The organism is Saccharibacillus sp. CPCC 101409 (genome assembly GCF_030518235.1).
GTDB lineage: Bacteria > Bacillota > Bacilli > Paenibacillales > Paenibacillaceae > Saccharibacillus.
The window spans coordinates 887346-906384 of sequence record NZ_JAULSA010000001.1; the positions used below are offsets into that span (position 1 = coordinate 887346).

The 19039-nt window shown below is 58.4% G+C and carries 17 protein-coding genes; 11 read left to right on the forward strand and 6 right to left on the reverse strand.

Features of this window, described 5'->3' with window-relative positions:
- From QWJ34_RS03765 to QWJ34_RS03790, 6 genes are all read left to right on the forward strand, one after another.
- Positions 1-750 carry an ABC transporter permease gene (locus QWJ34_RS03765; RefSeq protein ID WP_302725843.1) on the forward strand — a complete coding sequence of 250 codons (750 nt, stop codon included), beginning with the start codon at positions 1-3 and terminating at the stop codon, positions 748-750.
- Positions 751-802: 52 nt separating this feature from the next.
- Complete coding sequence (locus tag QWJ34_RS03770; protein WP_302725703.1) at positions 803-1207, forward strand: GntR family transcriptional regulator; 405 nt, start codon at positions 803-805, stop codon at positions 1205-1207.
- A complete protein-coding gene (locus QWJ34_RS03775) occupies positions 1191-1892 on the forward strand; it encodes an ABC transporter ATP-binding protein (protein WP_302725704.1) in 702 nt (233 codons plus the stop codon). The genes QWJ34_RS03770 and QWJ34_RS03775 overlap by 17 nt, the downstream gene beginning before the upstream one ends.
- Positions 1886-2617, forward strand: coding sequence for a hypothetical protein (locus tag QWJ34_RS03780; protein WP_302725705.1), 732 nt, complete (start codon positions 1886-1888; stop codon positions 2615-2617). The genes QWJ34_RS03775 and QWJ34_RS03780 overlap by 7 nt, the downstream gene beginning before the upstream one ends.
- A 316-nt stretch (positions 2618-2933) precedes the next feature.
- Positions 2934-3824, forward strand: a complete 891-nt coding sequence (rpoD, locus tag QWJ34_RS03785) for an RNA polymerase sigma factor RpoD (RefSeq protein WP_302725706.1) — start codon at positions 2934-2936, stop codon at positions 3822-3824.
- Between the two features lie 549 nt (positions 3825-4373).
- Positions 4374-5132 carry a YqjF family protein gene (locus tag QWJ34_RS03790; protein ID WP_302725707.1) on the forward strand — a complete coding sequence of 253 codons (759 nt, stop codon included), beginning with the start codon at positions 4374-4376 and terminating at the stop codon, positions 5130-5132.
- Positions 5133-5144: 12 nt separating this feature from the next.
- On the opposite strand, the gene QWJ34_RS03795 is transcribed toward QWJ34_RS03790, so the two are convergent.
- From QWJ34_RS03795 to ybaK, 6 genes are all read right to left on the reverse strand, one after another.
- The gene (locus QWJ34_RS03795) at positions 5145-7607 is read right to left on the reverse strand and encodes an ABC transporter permease (protein ID WP_302725708.1); all 2463 of its coding nucleotides are present in this window, start codon (positions 7605-7607) and stop codon (positions 5145-5147) included.
- A gap of 5 nt (positions 7608-7612) precedes the next feature.
- Entirely contained in the window at positions 7613-8371 is a 759-nt protein-coding gene (locus QWJ34_RS03800; RefSeq protein WP_302725709.1) for an ABC transporter ATP-binding protein, read from the reverse strand.
- 193 nt (positions 8372-8564) lie between these two features.
- Positions 8565-10034, reverse strand: a complete 1470-nt coding sequence (locus tag QWJ34_RS03805; protein WP_302725710.1) for a HAMP domain-containing sensor histidine kinase — start codon at positions 10032-10034, stop codon at positions 8565-8567.
- The gene (locus QWJ34_RS03810; RefSeq protein ID WP_302725711.1) at positions 10031-10759 is read right to left on the reverse strand and encodes a response regulator transcription factor; all 729 of its coding nucleotides are present in this window, start codon (positions 10757-10759) and stop codon (positions 10031-10033) included. Before QWJ34_RS03810 ends, QWJ34_RS03805 begins: the two co-directional genes overlap by 4 nt.
- Positions 10760-10876: 117 nt before the next feature.
- Positions 10877-12715: a sensor domain-containing diguanylate cyclase gene (locus QWJ34_RS03815; protein WP_302725712.1), complete on the reverse strand. Its 1839-nt coding sequence runs from the start codon at positions 12713-12715 to the stop codon at positions 10877-10879.
- A gap of 78 nt (positions 12716-12793) precedes the next feature.
- The gene (ybaK, locus tag QWJ34_RS03820) at positions 12794-13282 is read right to left on the reverse strand and encodes a Cys-tRNA(Pro) deacylase (protein ID WP_302725713.1); all 489 of its coding nucleotides are present in this window, start codon (positions 13280-13282) and stop codon (positions 12794-12796) included.
- Positions 13283-13468: 186 nt separating this feature from the next.
- Between ybaK and htpG the strand changes: the two genes are divergently transcribed.
- The 5 genes from htpG to QWJ34_RS03845 all read left to right on the forward strand — a co-directional run bounded on the left by htpG (position 13469) and on the right by QWJ34_RS03845 (position 18953).
- Positions 13469-15343 carry a molecular chaperone HtpG gene (htpG, locus tag QWJ34_RS03825; RefSeq protein WP_302725714.1) on the forward strand — a complete coding sequence of 625 codons (1875 nt, stop codon included), beginning with the start codon at positions 13469-13471 and terminating at the stop codon, positions 15341-15343.
- A gap of 287 nt (positions 15344-15630) precedes the next feature.
- Positions 15631-17013, forward strand: coding sequence for an aminotransferase-like domain-containing protein (locus tag QWJ34_RS03830; RefSeq protein ID WP_302725715.1), 1383 nt, complete (start codon positions 15631-15633; stop codon positions 17011-17013).
- 12 nt (positions 17014-17025) lie between these two features.
- Positions 17026-17820, forward strand: coding sequence for an AzlC family ABC transporter permease (locus QWJ34_RS03835; RefSeq protein WP_302725716.1), 795 nt, complete (start codon positions 17026-17028; stop codon positions 17818-17820).
- Positions 17811-18146, forward strand: coding sequence for a branched-chain amino acid transporter permease (locus QWJ34_RS03840; RefSeq protein WP_302725717.1), 336 nt, complete (start codon positions 17811-17813; stop codon positions 18144-18146). Before QWJ34_RS03835 ends, QWJ34_RS03840 begins: the two co-directional genes overlap by 10 nt.
- 240 nt (positions 18147-18386) lie before the next feature.
- Positions 18387-18953 carry a DUF6097 family protein gene (locus tag QWJ34_RS03845; protein WP_368046220.1) on the forward strand — a complete coding sequence of 189 codons (567 nt, stop codon included), beginning with the start codon at positions 18387-18389 and terminating at the stop codon, positions 18951-18953.
- Positions 18954-19039: the final 86 nt, after the last annotated feature.

Sequence of the window (19039 nt, forward strand, 5' to 3'; positions counted from 1 at the left end):
ATGACCAAATTGATTCAAAACGAATGGCTGAAACAGACCAAAAAGAAAAGTTTCTGGGTCTCCGCGATCCTGATGGCGCTGATCGGCGTGGGCGCAACCGTCATCACGAGTATGTTCTCGGATGCCTCTGCCGGCATCGGCGTCGATTCGGCGGTTTCCTATCTGTCGGGGATGATGACGGCTTCGGGCATGGGGCAGTTTGCCACCATTCTGTCGGTCGTCGGCACGGCGGGGATCGTCGCCCAGGAATACGCGCACGGCACGATCAAATTCCTGCTGATCCGTTCGCGCGGCCGCGGCGAGATTCTGACGTCGAAGTATATCGCGGCTCTGCTGTATACGCTGGCGATGACGCTGGTCGCGGCGCTTTCGATGTATATCGCCGGCGGCTTCGCGTTCGGCTTCGGCGGAACCGGCGCCCAGTGGCTGGATGCGCTGCAGGCCGGGGCATACGGTTTTGTTTATTCGCTGGTGTACGTCACGCTGACTTTTGCGATCGGTACGCTGACGCGTTCGACCGGCGTGGCGATCGGCGGGGGACTGACGGGAACGATGTTCGGCGGCATTATCATTTTCAAAGATTTCTACAAATACGTGCTGTTCCCGAACGCCGACCTGGCGGTGTACAACCAAATCGGTCCGCCTCTGCCGGGGATGACGATCGGGTTCTCGCTGATCGTGCTGGCGGTATACATGGCGCTGTTCCTGGTCGCGGGGTATACTGTGTTCAGACGCCGGGACGTGGCTTGACGATGGCCGCGCCTCGCACGGACCGGCATGCGGAAAGGTGTGAACGTCAGACGTGACTATCGAATTCGACAATAATCTGCCCATTTATTTGCAGATCATGAATTACATCAAGCTGCAGATCGTGACGGGCAGTCTGGGACCGGGCGACAAGATTCCTTCGGTGCGCGAACTGGCTTCCGAGCTGAAGATCAATCCCAATACGATTCAGCGGACGTTTCAGGAACTCGAGCGCGAAGGCGTGGCGGAAAGCCGGCGGGGACTGGGACGATTCGTGACAAGCGAGGATGAGAAGATCATGAGCATCAAAAAGGAAATGGCGTCCGAACTGCTGGAGCGCTTTATCGGCGGCATGCGCGAGCTGGGCTTCGACAGCGAGAATATCGTAAAAATCGTGGCGGAGTCGGTCGACGGCGGCGGACGCGAAGCGGGAGGTACGAAGCGTGGAACAACTGCTTGAGTTTCAATCGGTGAGCAAGTCGTACGGCAAACGCACCGCGCTGCGGGATGTGACGCTGTCGATCGGTCCGGGCCGGATCGTCGGTCTGCTGGGCAGCAACGGCAGCGGCAAAACGACGCTCATGCGCATCGCCTCGGGATTGACCCGGCCGGATTCCGGCACGGTGCGCGCGTCCGGACACGAGCCCGGGCCGGTCTCCAAAGCATCCGTATCGTTTATGCCGGACAAGCCGGTATTCGAATCCTGGATGACGGTCGGCGATACGCTGGATTTTCAGCGGGACTTCTTCGCCGATTACGATCCCGGCAAAGCGTCGCGGATGCTGGACTTTATGAAGCTTTCGCGCAAAGACAAAGCGTCCTCTCTGTCCAAAGGCATGCAGGAACGGCTCCAGATCACGCTTGCGCTGTCCCGGCGGGCGTCGCTGTATCTGCTGGACGAGCCGATCGGCGGCGTCGATCCGGTCAGCCGCGAACATATTTTGAACGCGCTTATGGACTTCTACGAAGAAGACAGCACCATCGTGGTGTCGACTCATCTGGTCGCGGATATGGAAAGAATTTTCGATACGGTCGTTATGCTCAAAGGCGGAGGCGTCGTGCTGCACGAAGAAGTGGAGCAGATCCGGATCGACTCGGGCAAAAGTATCGACCAGCTGTTCAAAGAGGTGTATGCGGAATGCTGAAACTGCTGAAATACGATTTGAAAAGAGACGGGTACCTGATATTGGGCGTCGCGGCCGCGCTTGCGCTGCTGCAGCTGTTTGTCGAGATCGGCGGACGGTACCGGGGAGCGGAAGACGAGATGCGGATTGTGTTCAGTATCTTTTCCTACGTCATGGCGGCTCTTCTTGTTGTTATCAAAGTCTGCCAGAGCTTTCTGGGCAGCGTTCGTTCGGCGGGGCGCAGACTGCTTCCGCTGCGGACGTTTCATTTTATCGGGGCCGGGCTGCTGTACGGGGTTCTGCTTATGGCCGCTTTGGGCGTGCTGGGCATGCTTCAACTCGCTTACTATATGCATACCGGAATGCTGGGCGTACAAAATATTTCGGCGTCGGGCATGCTTGCGCTGCTGCTGTCCGGCGGCTGGACCACGATATTCCTGCTGCTCAGCTTCTTTTTGATCATGACGGTCTCGGAAAGTCTGCGGTTCAAAGGACGTTATCTGGCCGCGGTGCTTATTTATTTTATACTGGGGAGCACGATCTCGTGGGTGGAAAACGGGTTTCTCGGCGGGCAGGTCGCGGGCATGATGATGTTCGGGGCCCGGATACAGAATCCGTATTCCATAATCGTTCAATCGTCCGGCTTCGTCGGCTCGTGGCCGGCATTGGTGTTCGAGCTGCTGCTGGCGGCGGTATTCTGCGGAATCATCGTCAAGCTGATCGAACGCCGGATCGAAGCGGCGTAAAGTACGGCGGGGATATCTTCGAGCGATTTAAAAAAGCCAAAAAGACCGCGCGGTTCCGGGAACCGCGCGGTCTTTTTGGCCTGGTTTACGTTAATCGTAAACCGATCAAATAAAAAACATCTTTCCCGGTTGATTTCCAACCGAAAAGATGTTATACTAATAGCTGTCCGTAATTTAGTTGTTATAAACAAATATATTAAAATCATAGCACAGATTCATTTAATTGTCAAATGATTTTTCTTGAGAATATTAGGGAGTTCCGGCGTGTTTGTACCAGGCGCCGCAGCTCAAATTATACTGGAAGGGGAAACGATATATGGATCGAAACCTGGAAACCGAATCCGCTCAGATTCCGGAAGAGGCTGTTCTATCCGGAGCGGGAAGCGACGACTCCGTACGCATGTACCTGAAGGAGATCGGGCGCACGCCCCTTCTGTCCGCCAATGAAGAGATTTCCCTCGCGGAACGCATCGTAGAAGGAGACGAAGAAGCCAAGCGCAGACTGGCCGAGGCGAACCTGCGTCTCGTCGTCAGTATTGCCAGACGCTACGTCGGCCGCGGCATGATGCTGCTCGACCTGATCCAAGAAGGCAATATGGGCCTGATCAAAGCCGTCGAGAAGTTCGATCATACCAAAGGCTTCAAGTTCAGTACGTATGCAACGTGGTGGATTCGTCAGGCGATCACGCGCGCCCTGGCCGACCAGGCGAGAACGATCCGGATTCCGGTGCACATGGTTGAAACGATGAACAAATTCATGAGAGTTTCCCGCCAGATGCTTCAGGAACTCGGCCGCGAGCCTTCGGTCGAAGAACTGGCCAAAGCGATGGAAATGACCGAAGAGAAAATTCGCGACATCATGAAGATCGCCCAGGACCCGGTCTCGATCGAGACGCCGATCGGCGACGAACAAGATTCGAAGCTCGGCGACTTTATCGAAGATAAAGAAGCGATCGCGCCGTCCAAGTTCGCGGAAGCGGGCCTGCTGCGCGAACAGCTCGAAGAAGTGCTCGATACGCTGACCGAGCGCGAAGAAAACGTGCTGCGTCTGCGCTTCGGCCTTGAAGACGGCCGCGCCCGCACGCTCGAAGAAGTCGGCAAAGAGTTCGGCGTTACGCGCGAACGGATTCGCCAGATCGAAGCCAAAGCGCTGCGCAAGCTGAGACATCCGAGCCGCAGCAAGATCCTCAAAGGATATTTGGAATAGCAGGGTCCAATCGGAGCCCGAACGGCGTTCAATAGAAAGGGGCTGTCCCATAAGCCGTAAAACAGGCGGGACAGCCTCTTTTTTGCATGTCTTTTCTTTTTTTTGGATGATTGAGACAGGCCGCGATTGCATTGACCGCGTTCAATATGAGGTTTACGTTCGAATCGTAACTTTCACGCTTTAGGAAAGATTCGCCGAGTCAACTCGTCCTATTTAAAACGGTCAACGCCCTGGGGGGAACGAAACGGACGAAATGAATATTGCGAGAGTGCATCATTTTGATCGAAAAAGAGACAAATTAGCCGATTTGTTGCGAATACGCATTATTTTGAACGTTTTTAGACGCCCAGGACGGAAAAAGTCGGGAAATGATGCGCTTTTGCAAAATTCTTTATTATCGGTCAGCTTTGCCGGGAAAATGGTGCGCATACGCAGCATTCGGTATGAACGCCGCGTATGGATCGCTGTATTTTCCGCCGGGACAAAGGGTAAAGCATAGCTAACAAGTGCCGTTAAAAGAGAAAGCCGGAAGAAAGAAGGCCGAGACGAATGAAGCCGAAAAAAATATTGGACAGCAGGGAACATCGTCCTTTTCCGCTGCCGAATCGCCCGTGGATCATGAAGCAGGTCTGGAACGACCTGCTGTTTGCGCACTGGCCGGTAGCGGCGGAAGACGTGCTGCCTTATATCCCCGAAGGCATACAGCTGGATCTGTGGGAAGGCGAGCCCTGGCTCAGCCTGTCGCCTTTTACCGTGACCGGACTTCGGCTGCGCGGCGTTCCGCCGCTGTGGCCGGTCAGCCGTTTCCCGGAGCTGAACGCCCGCACGTATGTCGTGCAGGACGGCAAACCGGGCATCTTGTTCTTCAGTCTGGACGCGAACAAGCGTCCGGCGGTCGAAGCGGCCCGGACGCTGGGCCTGCCGTACCTGAACGCCCGCATGTCGGCGACAAGCAGCGGGGAATGGATTCGTTACCGGAGCGCGCGCGCCGACGCCAGGGCCGGCGAAGCGGAGTTCTCCGCTTCGTACCGGCCGCTGTCGGAGCGCGTTTTTCACGCCGAGCCGGGCACGCTGCTGCACTGGCTGACGGAACGCTACTGCCTGTATACGAGCGAGCGACGCGGCGAAGTCTCCCGCTGCGTCATCCATCACCTGCCCTGGCCGCTCCAGGAAGCCGAACTCCAGCTCAATGCCAACACGATTGCGGAATCGCACGGCATCCAGCTGCCCGGCCGCAAGCCGCTGCTGACGTATACGAAGCGGCTGGACGTGCTGTTCTGGGGAATGGAGTCTGTCGTTCGCGTTTAGGATAGGCCGCTTTTACTCCACCGTCAGAATCCGCGGCGAAGTGCGGGCCACGATGCGCGAAGAAATCCAGCAGCCGGCCGCGGCGGCGGCTATGCTGAGCAGCGCGGCCGCGACCGTGCCGGGCGCGCTGATCTCCAGCGGCAGCGAAACCAGACCGTAGCCGGACAGCACGCGGCCGAGCAGCAGCGGGAGCAGATACAGGCCGGCCAGCGTGCCGGCCGCGACTCCGGCGCAGGCGACGACGGCGGTGCCGAGCGTAACCGCGCGGCGAAGACGGCCCGCGGTCAGGCCGACGGAGCGGTAGATGCCGAAGGTCCGGCTGTCTTTGCGGATCTGGATGCGGCAGACGCTGTAGATAATCAGGGCGGTGACGCCCAGGAACAGCGCGCCCATCAGTCCGAGCGGCAGCAGGGAGCGGACGACTTCGCGGAATACGGAATCGATCAGGCTCTGCTGGGTGGCGGCGGACAGCGCGCCCGCGTAGACCGCGTTCCATTCCCCGGCGACGGCTGCCGCTTCGGCGCTGTCGTTCAGCGTAACGAAAACGGCCGAAGCTTCCGGAGACTCGGGCGAATAAGCGCCCGGCAGAGCGTCCGCCGTCAAGCGTACGGAATTGGACATATTGGCGATCGACTGATAAATTCCCGTGACGGTAAAGTCGTATTTCTCGCCGCGGGCGTACAATTCGATCCGGTCGCCCACAGTTGTCCCGGCATAACGCGCGGCGTTGACGCCGAGCGCGATCTCGTCCGCGTTCAGCGGATTGCGCCCATCCAGCACTTCGTAGCCCAACTCGTCGTAGCCGCCGTCCAGCATGCCGGCGTACAGATTGAGCGGAAGCGTGCCGGGCGACGCGGAAGCACCCGGCCGCAGCGAAGCGGGCATATCGCCGTAAGTGCCGTAAGCGGCAATCCGCGAGTCGGAACGCAGCGCTTCGGAGAACCCGCTGCGCTCGAAAGCGGTCCGGTCGACCACTCTGACCGCCAGGTCCGAAGCGTCGTAGCCCCACTGTCCCGACGTTTGTCCGATCGCGGAGATGCTGGTGAGCAGCAGCAGACCGAACGACAGCACGGCGGCGGACACCAGCGCAATAATCGCGATAAAGACCGATCCCCTGCGATTGCCGGCGACGCCGCGCATCGCGATAACCGCGCCGACTGGCAGGCGGCCGAAACCGACGCGCCCGCCGTCCGGCCGTCGTGTCCGGCCGCCGCTGTCGCGTTCGGACATGCCGTACCGAATTGCCTGCGCGGGCAAAATGGAGCGGGTCCTGCCGGCGTAAAGCGCGGTATACAGCAGGACGAACAGAAGCAGCAGCAGTCCGGCCAGCGCCAGCCAGCCCTGTCCGTGCAGCGGGAACGAGGCCGAATCGGTCTTGAGCACCGACATCGTATTGCCGAGGATAACGGAGGCGGGAATCCGGCTGAGCAGCAGGCCGATCAGCAGGGCGGGCAGGGCGAGAATGCCGTATTGAAGCAGATAGGCGATCATAATGTCCGCCGAAGTCATGCCCATCGACTTCAATACCCCGATTGTCCGGTAGCGGGTCAGCAGGGCGTCGGAGACGGTAAAGCCGATCGTAATCAGAGCAATCGCCATCATGACGCAGCCGAGGAAGACCATCACGAAGCCGATCACCCGGCCCAGAATCAGGTAGAACGCGGAGATTTCGCCGAAATCCATCCGCGATTCCAGATAAGGCGAGCCGAGCGCCTGCTCGAACGATTCCCAGTATTCCGCCTGCCGCGAGTAATCGTCGAAGCGCAGTCCCATCATGTAACGGTCGCCGCCTTCGATCCCCGCCAGCTCGCGCGCATAATCGCCGTCGTTCATCCAGATGCGCGCGCTCGTCGTAAACGGCGCTCCGTACGGCACGTCGACGACGATCGCGGCAACTTCGAGCTCGAACGAACGGCCTTCGGCGCGGAATCCGAGTCGGTCGCCCGTTTGTATTCCGTTGGCATAAGCGAGGGAAGTCGGAATCCAGACAGTTCCGGGCCGGGGAGCCGAGCGCGCCGGAACGGCCGATTCCGCTTCGGCCGATTGGATGTCGGAGCCGGTATCTACCGGCGAAGACGCATCCGAAGCCCCGCTTGCGAAGAGCAGCTCGTCGACGCCGAAGGGCGGAGACGGCGTGTCCATCATGTAGAGGTAGACATTGGACAGATCCTGTCCTTCGTGAGTCAGCCCCGCCAGCGATTTGTAGGGCAGCAGCTTGGAGGCTTGTACGCCCTGCCGGCCGCTCCACCAATCGTGCACGAATTCGGGATCGTGCAGCCCGTTCTCCAGCGTCAGGATCTGCTGGGAGCCGCGGCTTTCCCGATGCGCGTTCTCGAACAGGCTGCCGGTATTCAGCAGAACGGTCAGCGCCGTGCCGAGCAGCAGCGCCGACAGCAGCAGGAGCAGGGCGGTAAAAGCGTTTTGCAGCTTCCGGTGCCGCAGCATGGAGCGGGTGAGCGTAAGAACGGCCTGCATGGCGCTCACTCCTTTCCCGTGACGAACGCGAAGATCATTTCTTCGCGCTGCGTCGTATCGGCATCCGGGAATTCGGCGAAGTCCAGCTCGCCGCCGATCCGGCCGTCGCGGATCAGAATCAGCCGGTCGGCTCGTGCGGCGGCGCGGATATCGTGCGTGACCATCACGATGGACTGCCCCAGCAGATTGAACCGGGTCAGGATATCGAGCACCGCCGCGCCGTGCGCGTGATTGAGGCTGCCGGTCGGCTCGTCGGCAAACAGCAGCGCCGGCGAGTGCAGCAGCGAGCGGGCGATCGCCGCGCGCTGCTGCTGGCCGCCCGACACCTGGGAGGGCAGCCGGCTCTTCAGGTCGGCGATATCCATGCCGGCCATCAGTTCTTCCGCGCGGCGCTCGGTAGCCGCGCGGCTCATGCCCGAAATATAACCGGGCAGCGCGATATTCTCGAACAGGGTCAGGTCGGGCACAAGATTGATGCTCTGGTAAACGTAGCCGATCTGCCGCGAGCGGAACGCGGCCGCTTTGCGTTCGTTGTAACGGTCGATCCGGTCGCCGCCGAAATGGATTTCGCCCGATGTCAGCTCGTCCATGCCGCTGAGCAGATACAGCAGTGTGGACTTGCCGGAGCCGGAGTCGCCCATGATTACGGTAAAATCGCCTTCGTAAATATCGAGCGAGACGTTGCGGATCGCGTGGAACTGCTCGCCGCCCGTCGAATAGGTTTTACATAGATTGACGGCTTTCAGAATAACCGGTTTGTTCAACTTGGGTTCTCTCCTTTGTTCGAATCGTGGACTCGATCGAATCGTTTAAGGTGAGTATAAAAAAGAATTCTTGCAGGGCGATGATCGAAATCTGAATAAAGTCTTACAGGATGCGGCGGGACCTGCCGGCGGCAAAAAGCGCGGGAATCCGCTGCGGCGAACGAAAGCCCGGCGTCCGCATCCGGCAAAAAAGTTACGCCAGCGGAACGGTGAAACGGAATTCGGTGCCCTGCCCGTGCAGGCTGCGAAAAGAGATGGCGCCGCCGTGGTCTTCGACGATCTGCTTGCAGATCGACAATCCCAGCCCGCTCCCTTCCACCGGGCCGCCCGAAGCGTTGGCTCCGTCTTCGCCGCGAAAATAGCGCTCGAATACGAACGGCATATCCTCGGGCCGGATCCCGCTGCCGCTGTCGGTCAGCGAGATGCGCAGCGCGCCGGGAATCTCCTCGACGGACAGGCCGATCCGGTCGCCCGTCCGGGTATGCTTGAGCGCGTTGGACAGCAGGTTGGACACCACCTGCTCCAGCCGGACGGCGTCCGCCGTAATCAACGGATTGGGAATTTCCGCCGGGCCTTCGAAGATTCGCCCGCTCGATTCGACCCGGTGGGCGGCCGAGCGCAGGATCGGATTCAGCACGTCCCGGCTGTAACATTCCCTGGGCTCGACGGAGATTCGGCCCAGCCCGTTCAGCGCGTGCAGCAGCAGATCGTCGATCAGCTGCCGCATCTTGTCCGTGTGCAGGCGTGCGATTTCCATATACTCTTTCACCCGGTCCATATCGGGGCAGATGCCGGAATGCACGGCTTCGATATAAGCTTTGACCGTAGCGAGCGGGGTCTTGAGATCGTGCGAAATATTGGAGATCAGTTCTTTTCTGGCTTGTTCCTGGCGCTCCTGGCCCAGCCGGAGTTCGCGGATCTCCAGTCTGAGCTGGTCGAATACCGCGTACAGCGAGCCGACTTCGTCGGCGCGCCCGTACTCCGCGCGGCGGGAATAATCGCCGCGCAGCAGCAGTTCCGCGCGGCTGCGCAGATGCTCCAGCGGCTCTGCCACGCGGAGTCTGGAAGTCCGCAGATTCGAGATAAGCAGCGCCGCGGCGGCGAACAGGCAGGCGATCAGCAGGGCCAGCAGCAGCGGCGGCAGCCGGCTTGCGGCGGGGAAGAGGGCGGACGTTTGCAGCGTGAACAGCGCGATGCCCGACTGCGCGCCCGAATCCGAGGCAACCGGAAATGCGATCGTATAAGTCTGCGGCGAAGTTCTGGCGTCGTAAAGGTCGTAATGCAGCTCGCGCTTGAGATCGAGGCGCTGCTCGCGCCGGTCCGGCGACGTATCGAATACGACCGTCCCGTCGGTCCGGGCGTAGAGCAGCTCGATCCCGGCTTCGCGGCACAGCCGGAGCAGCCCGGCCGGAATATCCGCTCCGAATTTGGGCTGCGCGTCCGCTTCGGCGTCCGTCCGGCCTGGAGCGCCCGTTTGCTCCAGCCGCTCCAGTTCATATAGCGCCGGCCCGGTCAGCAGCCGGGCGCGGTTGATGACCGGCCGCTCGGCGGCGTCGGCCGGAGCCGGAATCCGCAGGGCCAGCAGCAGGCCCAGCAGGGCGGCGGCGGACAGCAGCGCCAGAATCGCCAGCGTTCGGCGGCGCAGGGAAGAGTGCAGGCTCATACGGCCCGCTCCCGGCCGCCGTCGAATTTGTAGCCGACGCCCCAGACCGTTTTTAAGTAAAGCGGCCGGGAAGGATCGGTTTCGATCTTTTCGCGAATGCGTCTTATGTATACCGTGATCGTGCCTTCGTCGCCGGGACTGTCGATTCCCCAGACGGCGTCGAGCAGCCTGGACTTGGTGAACACCTGGCCGGCATGCAGAGCGAGGAAGTGCAGCAGCTCGAATTCTTTGGCGGACAGCTGCACCTCGCGCACGCCCAGCGAGACCCGGTAAGCCCGCCGGTCGATCTCCAGCTCGCCGAAAGACAGCATCCCCGTTTCCCGCCCGTCGTCCGCCGCGGACGACGGCGCCTGCATTTCGCTTCGTCGCAGATGCGCGCCGATCCTTGCGGTCAGTTCGCCGAGCGAGAACGGCTTGGTCATATAATCGTCGGCCCCGAAGCCGAGCCCGAGAATCTTGTCCGTCTCGCCGCCCCGCGCACTCAAAATAAGAATCGGCACGACCGATTCGGCGCGAATGCGCCGGCAAAGCTCGATCCCGTCGATATCCGGCAGCGTCAGGTCCAGCACGAGCAGCTTCGGCGACCAGCTGCGCAGCAGCTCCAGCCCGTCCGCGCCGCGGCCGGCGACGCGGACTTCGTAGCCGGACACCGTCAGAAAGTCCCGCATGATATTCGCCATATCGGCTTCGTCCTCGATGATCAGGATGCGTTTGGCTTCCGCCATCGTTTCAACTCCTCCGTACATAAATTCGGCCGGCGCTGCCGCCGGCCTTCGTTCAGAATTTCGGATATCGCTTGTTTTTTTCACGCCCTAGTTATTGCGTTTCCGCGATATCCCGCTTCAATTCCACAGCATGCCGTTTTCGGACTGTCCGCTGTCCGTCGAAGCCGGCTCGACCCGGTTGCGTCCGGATTGCTTCGCCCGGTACAGCGCGCGGTCCACCTGCTGGATCAGTTCTTCTTTGCCGTTGCGGGCATGTAAGCCTCCCGCAAATTCGGCGACGCCGAAGCTGGCGGTGATATGGTAATTGGAGGAGCAGGAATCGTGCTCGATCAGCTTGCGCAGCCGTTCGGCCGCCGCGCGGGCTTCCGCAAGCGGCGTCGCCGGCAGCAGAACGGCGAATTCCTCGCCGCCGAAGCGCGCGACCAGATCGGCGGGACGGCTGAACGTTTGCAGCGTGCCGACCACGTGCTTGAGCACCTGGTCGCCTTCCATATGGCCCCATGTGTCGTTAAAGCGCTTGAAGTGGTCCACATCGAGCAGGATCAGGCAGAACGGAGCCGATTCGGCCCCGCCCGACCGGTATTCCGCGATCAGCTTGTCGAGTTCGATATCGAAGAACCGTCGGTTCCACGCGCCGGTCAATCCGTCTTTCATCGCCACAAGCTGCATATCCTGCGAATCCGCGGCGTTCTTGAGCGAGCCGGAGATCATCCGGGTGATCTTCTCCATGCGCTGAATCATAATCGGCGTGAAATGACCGGCTTCCGCGGAAGCGATATGCAGATAGCCGATATTGTGGCCTTCCTGGCGCAGCGGCACGTGCAGCGACGAGCGGACGCCTTCTTCGTACCATTTTTCGATCGTGACATACTTGGGCTTTTCTTTGGACCAGTCGTCGAAGATCAGCGAATACGGATGATGAAAAGCGGCGTAAGCCATCTCCGGCGGCAGGGCCGGGTGCGGCGGATTCATTTCGACCACGCCGCCGGCGATCTGCGCTTTGGCCGAGAAGCTGCGGTCCCGATTGGACGTGACCAGCATGACCCGGCTCGCTCCGAGCAGCTTTCCGGTACCCGTAACGCTTTCCCGGTAGACCTCCTGCGGGGTGGAAGCCCGGTTGAGCCGGTCGACGAAGTCGAACATCTCCTCGATCAGCCGTCCGTCCCGGTTCTGCGCGTCCTGCATCATGCGAACGTGCTCGATCAGGCTGCCGATCTCGTCTTTCCGCTCGTAATCCGGAATCAGCGCCGACGTGCTGCCCGACGTATAATCGGCGACGAACTGTTCGAGCTTGGTAATCGGCCGGGTGATCGCTTTGAGCCCGCGCTGGGTGAAGTAGATAAACAGCGTTTGCAGCAGCGCGAACACCAGCCCGATCCCGATCAGCGCGCCGGCCAGATGGCTCAGCAGGATGTTGCGCTGCTTGACCCGCAGATCGTTGAAGATTTTCGACAGCGCTTCTTCTTTGGAGCGAAACGTGTCGAAATCTTGTTTGTCCGCGCTTAATTCGGCGGACATTTCACCGTCTTGAAGCGCTTTGATCAGCAGTTTGTCGCTGTGCTCCGAGCGCCAGCGGTTGCCGAGTTCGATCAATTCGTCGGCCTGGGCGGAGTACTGCGGATAATCTTTGAGCAGAGCGAGCAGTTCCGACGACAGCAGATGGAACCGGACGCCGTGCTCTTCGAAATCTTTCAGAAAGTCGGTGTTGCGCGTCAGCAGGAAGCTGCGCTGGTTGATCTGCTGATCGATCAGCGAGTCGGCCATTTCCCCGATTTTGAAACGGATATCGGCCGCGCCTTTGACTTTGGAGTAGTCGCTTTTGATCGAATGGTTCAGATACAGCAGACTGCCCAGCATAAAAAGCGTAAATACAATAATGGAAATAAAGCTGACTTTGATCACGGAAGAGCCTACATAATCTTTACGGCTCCCGAACGGTCTCGGTATGTGGTTCAACAAGATACACTCCCCGCGCAATATGCGATGATGTCTATTATTTCGGCCCGTGCAGGAGATTTGTTGAGCAAAAAAAGCCTATTCGTCTTTGGTCAGCTCCGCAAATTCCGCGCGCGCCGCCGAAACCAGGCCGGACGGGGGGAGCTTGACCTGCAATCCGACTTTGCCTGCGCTGACCACGATCTGTTCCAACCCTTCGCCGGAGACGTCCGCGAACGTCGGAAAATGTTTTTTCATGCCGATGGGCGAACAGCCGCCGCGCACGTAACCGGTCCACTTTTGCAGATCTTTCAGCGGCAGCATTTCGATCTTTTTTTCGCCCGCCGCCCGCGCCGCTTTTTTGAGGTCCAGCTCGCCTGCGACGGGAATCACGAATACATAGCCGTTTGCCCCCGCGTGGGCGACCAGCGTTTTGAATACCGTTTCCGCCGCCTGACCTGTTTTTTCCGCGACCGCCGTTCCGTGAATCTGTCCGTCTTCGTTATCGTAACTCAGAATGTCGTAGCCGATACCCAGCTCGTCGAGCATGCGCATGGCGTTGGTTTTGGAGATTTTGGCAGCTGCCATTTCGATCGTTCCTTTCCTCGCAGTCTTTCTCCATTGTAGCCAAACCTCCCGCTTCCCGCAAAAGGTTCTTGGCTTCCGCTTCGCCTTGACACCGGCCGGCGAACAATGCTATAACAGAAATTGGATTAGCACTCCGGAAGCTTGAGTGCTAACAATACGCCGAATCAATCGGAGGGAGACTCACGCATGGAAAAGAAGCAGTTCCAGGCCGAATCCAAACGCCTGCTCGAAATGATGATCAACTCCATCTATACGCAGAAAGAAATCTTTTTGCGGGAACTGATCTCCAACTCGAGCGACGCCATCGACAAAATCTATTACCGGGCGCTGACCGACGACTCGCTCACGTTCGACCCGGAAAATTACTACATTAAATTGTCCGTCGACAAAGGCGCCCGCACGCTGACCCTGACGGATACCGGTATCGGCATGACGCGCGAAGAGCTGGAGAACAACCTGGGCGTGATCGCCAAGAGCGGCTCGCTCGCGTTCAAGAAAGACAACGAAGCCAAAGACGGCCACGATATTATCGGGCAGTTCGGCGTCGGGTTCTATTCGGCGTTCATGGTCGCGGACCATGTGTCCGTAACCAGCCGCGCGCTGGGCGAAGAGCAGGCGTACAAATGGGAATCCGACGGCGCCGACGGCTACACGATCGCACCGGCGGAGAAAGCCCAAGTCGGCACCGAGATCGTCCTGACGATCAAAGGCAACACGGAAGACGACAGCTACGACGAGTTCCTGGAAGAGTACCGCCTGCGTTCGATCGTGAAGAAGTACTCCGACTTTATCCGCTACCCGATCAAGATGGACGCCAAAGTCCAGGTACCCAAAGAAGGCGCGGAGAACGAGTTTGAAGAAAAGATCGAAGAAGAACAGGTCAACAGCATGGTGCCGATCTGGCGCAAAAACAAAAGCGAGCTGACGGAAGCGGACTACGAGAATTTTTACACCGAGAAGCACTACGGGTTCGACAAGCCGCTGTCCCATCTGCACGTCAACGCCGACGGCGCGGTGGTGTACCGCTCGATCCTGTTTATTCCGGAAACGCCTCCGTTCGATTTCTATTCCCGCGAGTATGAAAAAGGGCTGGAACTGTACGCAAACGGCGTGCTGATCATGAACAAATGCGCCGATCTGCTGCCGGACTATTTCAGCTTCGTCAAAGGCATGGTCGATTCCGAAAGCCTGTCGCTGAACATCTCGCGCGAGATGCTCCAGCACGACCGCCAGCTCAAGCTGATCGCGAAGAATATCGAAAGCAAGATCAAAAGCCAGCTCAAATCGCTGCAAAAAGACGACCGCGAGAAGTACGACAAGTTCTTCGAATCGTTCGGCCGCCAGCTGAAATACGGGGTGTACAGCGATTACGGCACGCATAAAGACGCGCTGCAGGATCTGCTGATGTTCTACTCCTCGACGGAGAAAAAGCTGGTTACGCTGGACGAATACGTATCGCGCATGCCGGAAGAGCAGAAGTATATCTACTACGCCGCCGGAGCGTCGCACGCGCGGATCGAGAAGCTGCCGCAGACCGAGATGGTGGCGGACAAAGGCTACGAGATCCTGTACTTTACCGACGATATCGACGAGTTTGCCGTGAAGATGCTGCTGAGCTACAAGGAAAAAGAATTCCGCTCCGTATCGGCCGGCGATCTGGGCATCGAAGACGGCGAGCCGGACAAGCAGGACGAAGCGGCTGGCGACAAAGAGCTGTTCGATTATATGACAGAACGCCTCGCCGGCAAAGTATCGAACGTGCGCGCTTCCAAGCGTCTGCGCTCGCATCCGGTCTGCCTGAGCAGCGACGGCGAAGTTTCGATCGAGATGGAGAAGATCCTCAGCATGATGCCGGACAACCCGAACGTCAAAGCGGAGAAAGTGCTGGAAGTGAACGTGAATCACGAGGTGTTTGCTTCGCTGAAAGGTTCGCTTGAAGGCGACAAATCGAAGCTCGATCTGTACACGGACCTGCTGTACAACCAGGCGCTGCTGATCGAAGGGCTGCCGATCGAAGATCCGGTGGAATTTACGAATCAGATGTGCAAGATTATGGTGTGAGGTTGGAAAAGATCGATCCGCTCCGGAAAAGTTCTGTTACGGTCGCTTGTTGAAACCAGGAAGACTGATTAGATTTTGAGTAGTATCTTCCCGGTTTCAAAGGCGAACGCTATCGCTCCTACACAGATCTTTCCCTCCGCTTCTCTATCTTTTCCTTGAGGGGAAGAGGAGAGAAGAGGATAAAAAAAGAAGCAGACTATCGATCTGCTTCTTTTTGGTATGTACGATTATACATTTGGATAATCCGGCCATACAATCTTATAATTGTGTGGAGAGGGGGGAGACAGATGCCGGTAAACTCGTTTGAAGATTACCCGATGACCTGGAAGCCGGTCTTGAATCGGGCGGACAAGCCGATCTATCGGGCATTGGCGGGGCAGCTGGAACGCGATATTCGGGAAGGACGGCTGCTGCCGGGGACGAAGCTGCCTCCGCAAAGAGAATTGGCGGATTTTCTCGACGTGAATCTGAGCACGATCTCAAAAGCGTTCAAAGTCGCCGAACTGAAAGGCCTGCTCAGCGCGACGGTGGGCAGCGGGACCTACGTTTCGTTCGACGCGATCTCGAACGCTTATCTGCTCGAAGAACAAAAGCCCGAATCGCTGATCGAGATGGGCGCGATCCTGCCCGATTCCGTCTCGTATCGTCCGCTGCGCGATCTGATGCAATCCATGCTGCAGGAAGACGATTACGCCAAATGGTTCGGATACAGCCGGCCCGGCGATTCGCTCTGGCAAAAAGACGCCGCCGTCCGGCTGATGAAGCGTGCGGGCGTGCGGACGAGCCGTGAACATATTCTGTTCTCGGCCGGCGCGCAGAATGCGATTGCTTCGGCGCTTGCGAGCCTTTGCCGCCACGGAGACCGGATCGGCGTGGACCACCACACGTATCCGGGGCTCAAAACGGCCGCCGCCATGCTGGGCATTCAGCTTGTGCCGATTCGCTCGGAAACGGACGAGATGAGCCCGGAAGCCGTGCTGTACGCGTGCAAAAACGAAAATATCAAAGGATTGTATCTGATCCCGGACTGCCAGAATCCGATGACATACACAATGAGCCTTGAATCCCGCCGGGCTATCGCCCGGATTGTGCAGGCCCACGATTTGTTTATGATCGAAGACGGCACCTATCATTTGATCGGGGAAACGCGGCTGCCGGCGATAGCGGCTTATGCGCCCGAGCACACGATTTATATAGCCGGCTTGTCGAAAGTGATCGCGCCCGGTCTCCGCCTGGCTTATCTGTCGGTTCCTTTGAAGTTCCTCGACCTGATCCGCAAAGCTCTTTACAATATCAATATTTCCGTATCGCCGCTGCTCGCGGAACTGACGGCGCGAATCATCGTATCGAATCAATTCGAACAGGTCCTGGCTCTTCATCGGGAAGAAGCCAAAGCCCGCAATCGACTGATCGACCGTTACCTCGGACGGGAGAACTGCCTGGGCGAACCGGAAGGGATTTTTCGCTGGCTGCGCTTGCCGGAGCGGTATACGGGGGATCGATTCGAACAAATCGCCGCCGCACAAGGCGTACAGGTTTACGGCGGCGGGCGCTTTGTAGTCGGCAGCACCGCGCCCGCCAACGCGGTTCGCCTGGCCGTGTGTTCGCCGGAATCGAGAGAAAGCCTCGAACAGGGATTGATCGTATTAAAAAAGATGCTGGACGAATAATTTTTATATTGTTTGCCATACAATAATTATATTGTGTGGCTTTTTTGTGTCGTGATACGATGGGTCAAACGAATTTGGAGGATAGCCGATATGGATCGAACAGCCGAAACGAGAACCGGCGCTTCTTTATGGAAAGAATCTTTTTATGCGGCGTTTCCCCGCACGCTGCCTATCCTGCCCAGCCTGATCGCGCTTGCCGTTACCTACGGTGTGTTGATGACCGCAAGCGGGTTTGGATGGATCTGGACGGTCTTGATGAGCGCAGTCGCGTTTTGCGGTACGGCGCAGTTCGCCGCAATCCCGCTTATGCTCGGCGGCTTTGCTCCCGTACAAGGATTCATATTGAGTTTTCTGATTAATTCCAGACATCTTTTTTACGGGATTCCTTTGCTCGACACGTTCAAAAAAGCGGGCAAACTGCGGCCGTTTATGATTTTTGCTTTAAACGACGAAGCTTTCGCCATTTCCTGTTCCACCGAGCCCGATCCGCGTATTTCGCGCGTTCATTACCATTTCTGGGTGACCATGTTGACGTATACCGGCTGGGTCGGCGGGACGATGCTTGGGGCGGCGGCGGGACGGTTGATCACGGGAAACGTAGCGGGACTGGATTTTGCCATGACCGCTTTGTTTATCGTGATGTTCCTGGAGCAAATTCGCAAAAAAGAAAAAATCAAATTTGCCGGGATTGGTCTGTGCTGCTCGATTGTCGCTCTGCTGATCGTCGGCAGCGCGGCCTATATGATCCCGGCAATGGCAATAATGGTCGTATGTTTATTGGGAGGGAGGGGACGGAAATGGATTTGACGCCGGTTGAGCTGCTTATTTTCGTGCTGGCGATTGCGGCGGGCGCTTTTTTGAGCAGGGTGCTGCCGTTTGTTTTGTTCCGCGGCGATAAACCTCTGCCGAGCGGCATTCTTTATCTGGGCGGCGCGCTTCCTCCGGCGATGATGGCTTTGCTCGTCGTGGACGGCTTCAAGTCGGTTTCGTTATTGCAGTATCCGTATGCGCTGCCCGAAATGCTCTCTGCCGGCGTTGTTATAGCGCTGCATCTGTACAAAAAGAACGCGCTGCTCAGCATTTTCGGCGGAACGGCCGTGTATATGATCGCCCTGAGATTTATTTTCGTTTAAAAAATCTTCTCCGGCACGGTTTTGTCTGCTCCGACTTGAGACGAAAGGTCCGTTTCGGGACGGCGCGGAGGTCTCGAGAAGCAGCCGGGCGGCATGGAGCGGGACCAAAGCCTTTCCTTCGCGAGAGGCTTTTTTTGCGCTTGCAAACCTTCTATACTGAAAGCAATCAAGAAACCGGACGAACCGGTCGGAAAGCGCGCATTCATTTTACAGATTGAAGGAGGAGTCCGTTTGAGTCTGGTGAGACAGGCGGTGCTGGGGCGGCGCGAATCGAGGATAAGCGGCTCGCATCTCGAAGCGGCGCAGGGGCTGATCGATTATTATCTGCTGCCGGTGGAAAAGGAAAGATGGAGCTTCAGAAAACAGATGGTGCGTCTGGAGCGTTATGCGGGGGCGGTGGGTTTCGAACGGGCGGCGGCCCGGCTGCGCGCCGCGGATTACGCGCTGTACGGATTGTCGCTGACGATTCTGCTTGGCGTGTGCGGAACGGCCGCTCTGGATCTGATGTGGCGCGGGCTGGGCCTGAGAGAATCGGTGATCGGGGGAGTGGCCTCCAATCTTGAAGCGGCGGCGCTGGCCGTTGCGGCGATGCTGCTGCTGATGGCCGCCCTGATGGGACTGCGGCATTCGCTGAATCTGGAACTCGAAGAACGGCTGGTTCCGCTGTGGCGCCGGGTGCTTGAAGTGGTCAATCCCGCGCTGGATATGCCGGCTGCTTCTTCGTACGAGCTGTCGGAAGCGCTGAACGAATGGATGGGCCGGCAGACGACGCGCGACGAAGAAGCCAGTCCGGACACGGCGGCTTGAGACGGTTTGCGTTCGAAACATCAAGAAGGAGTTGACAAACCCTGTTAGACGCTTCTATAATGAAGCAAGCGGTTACATAAGAATAA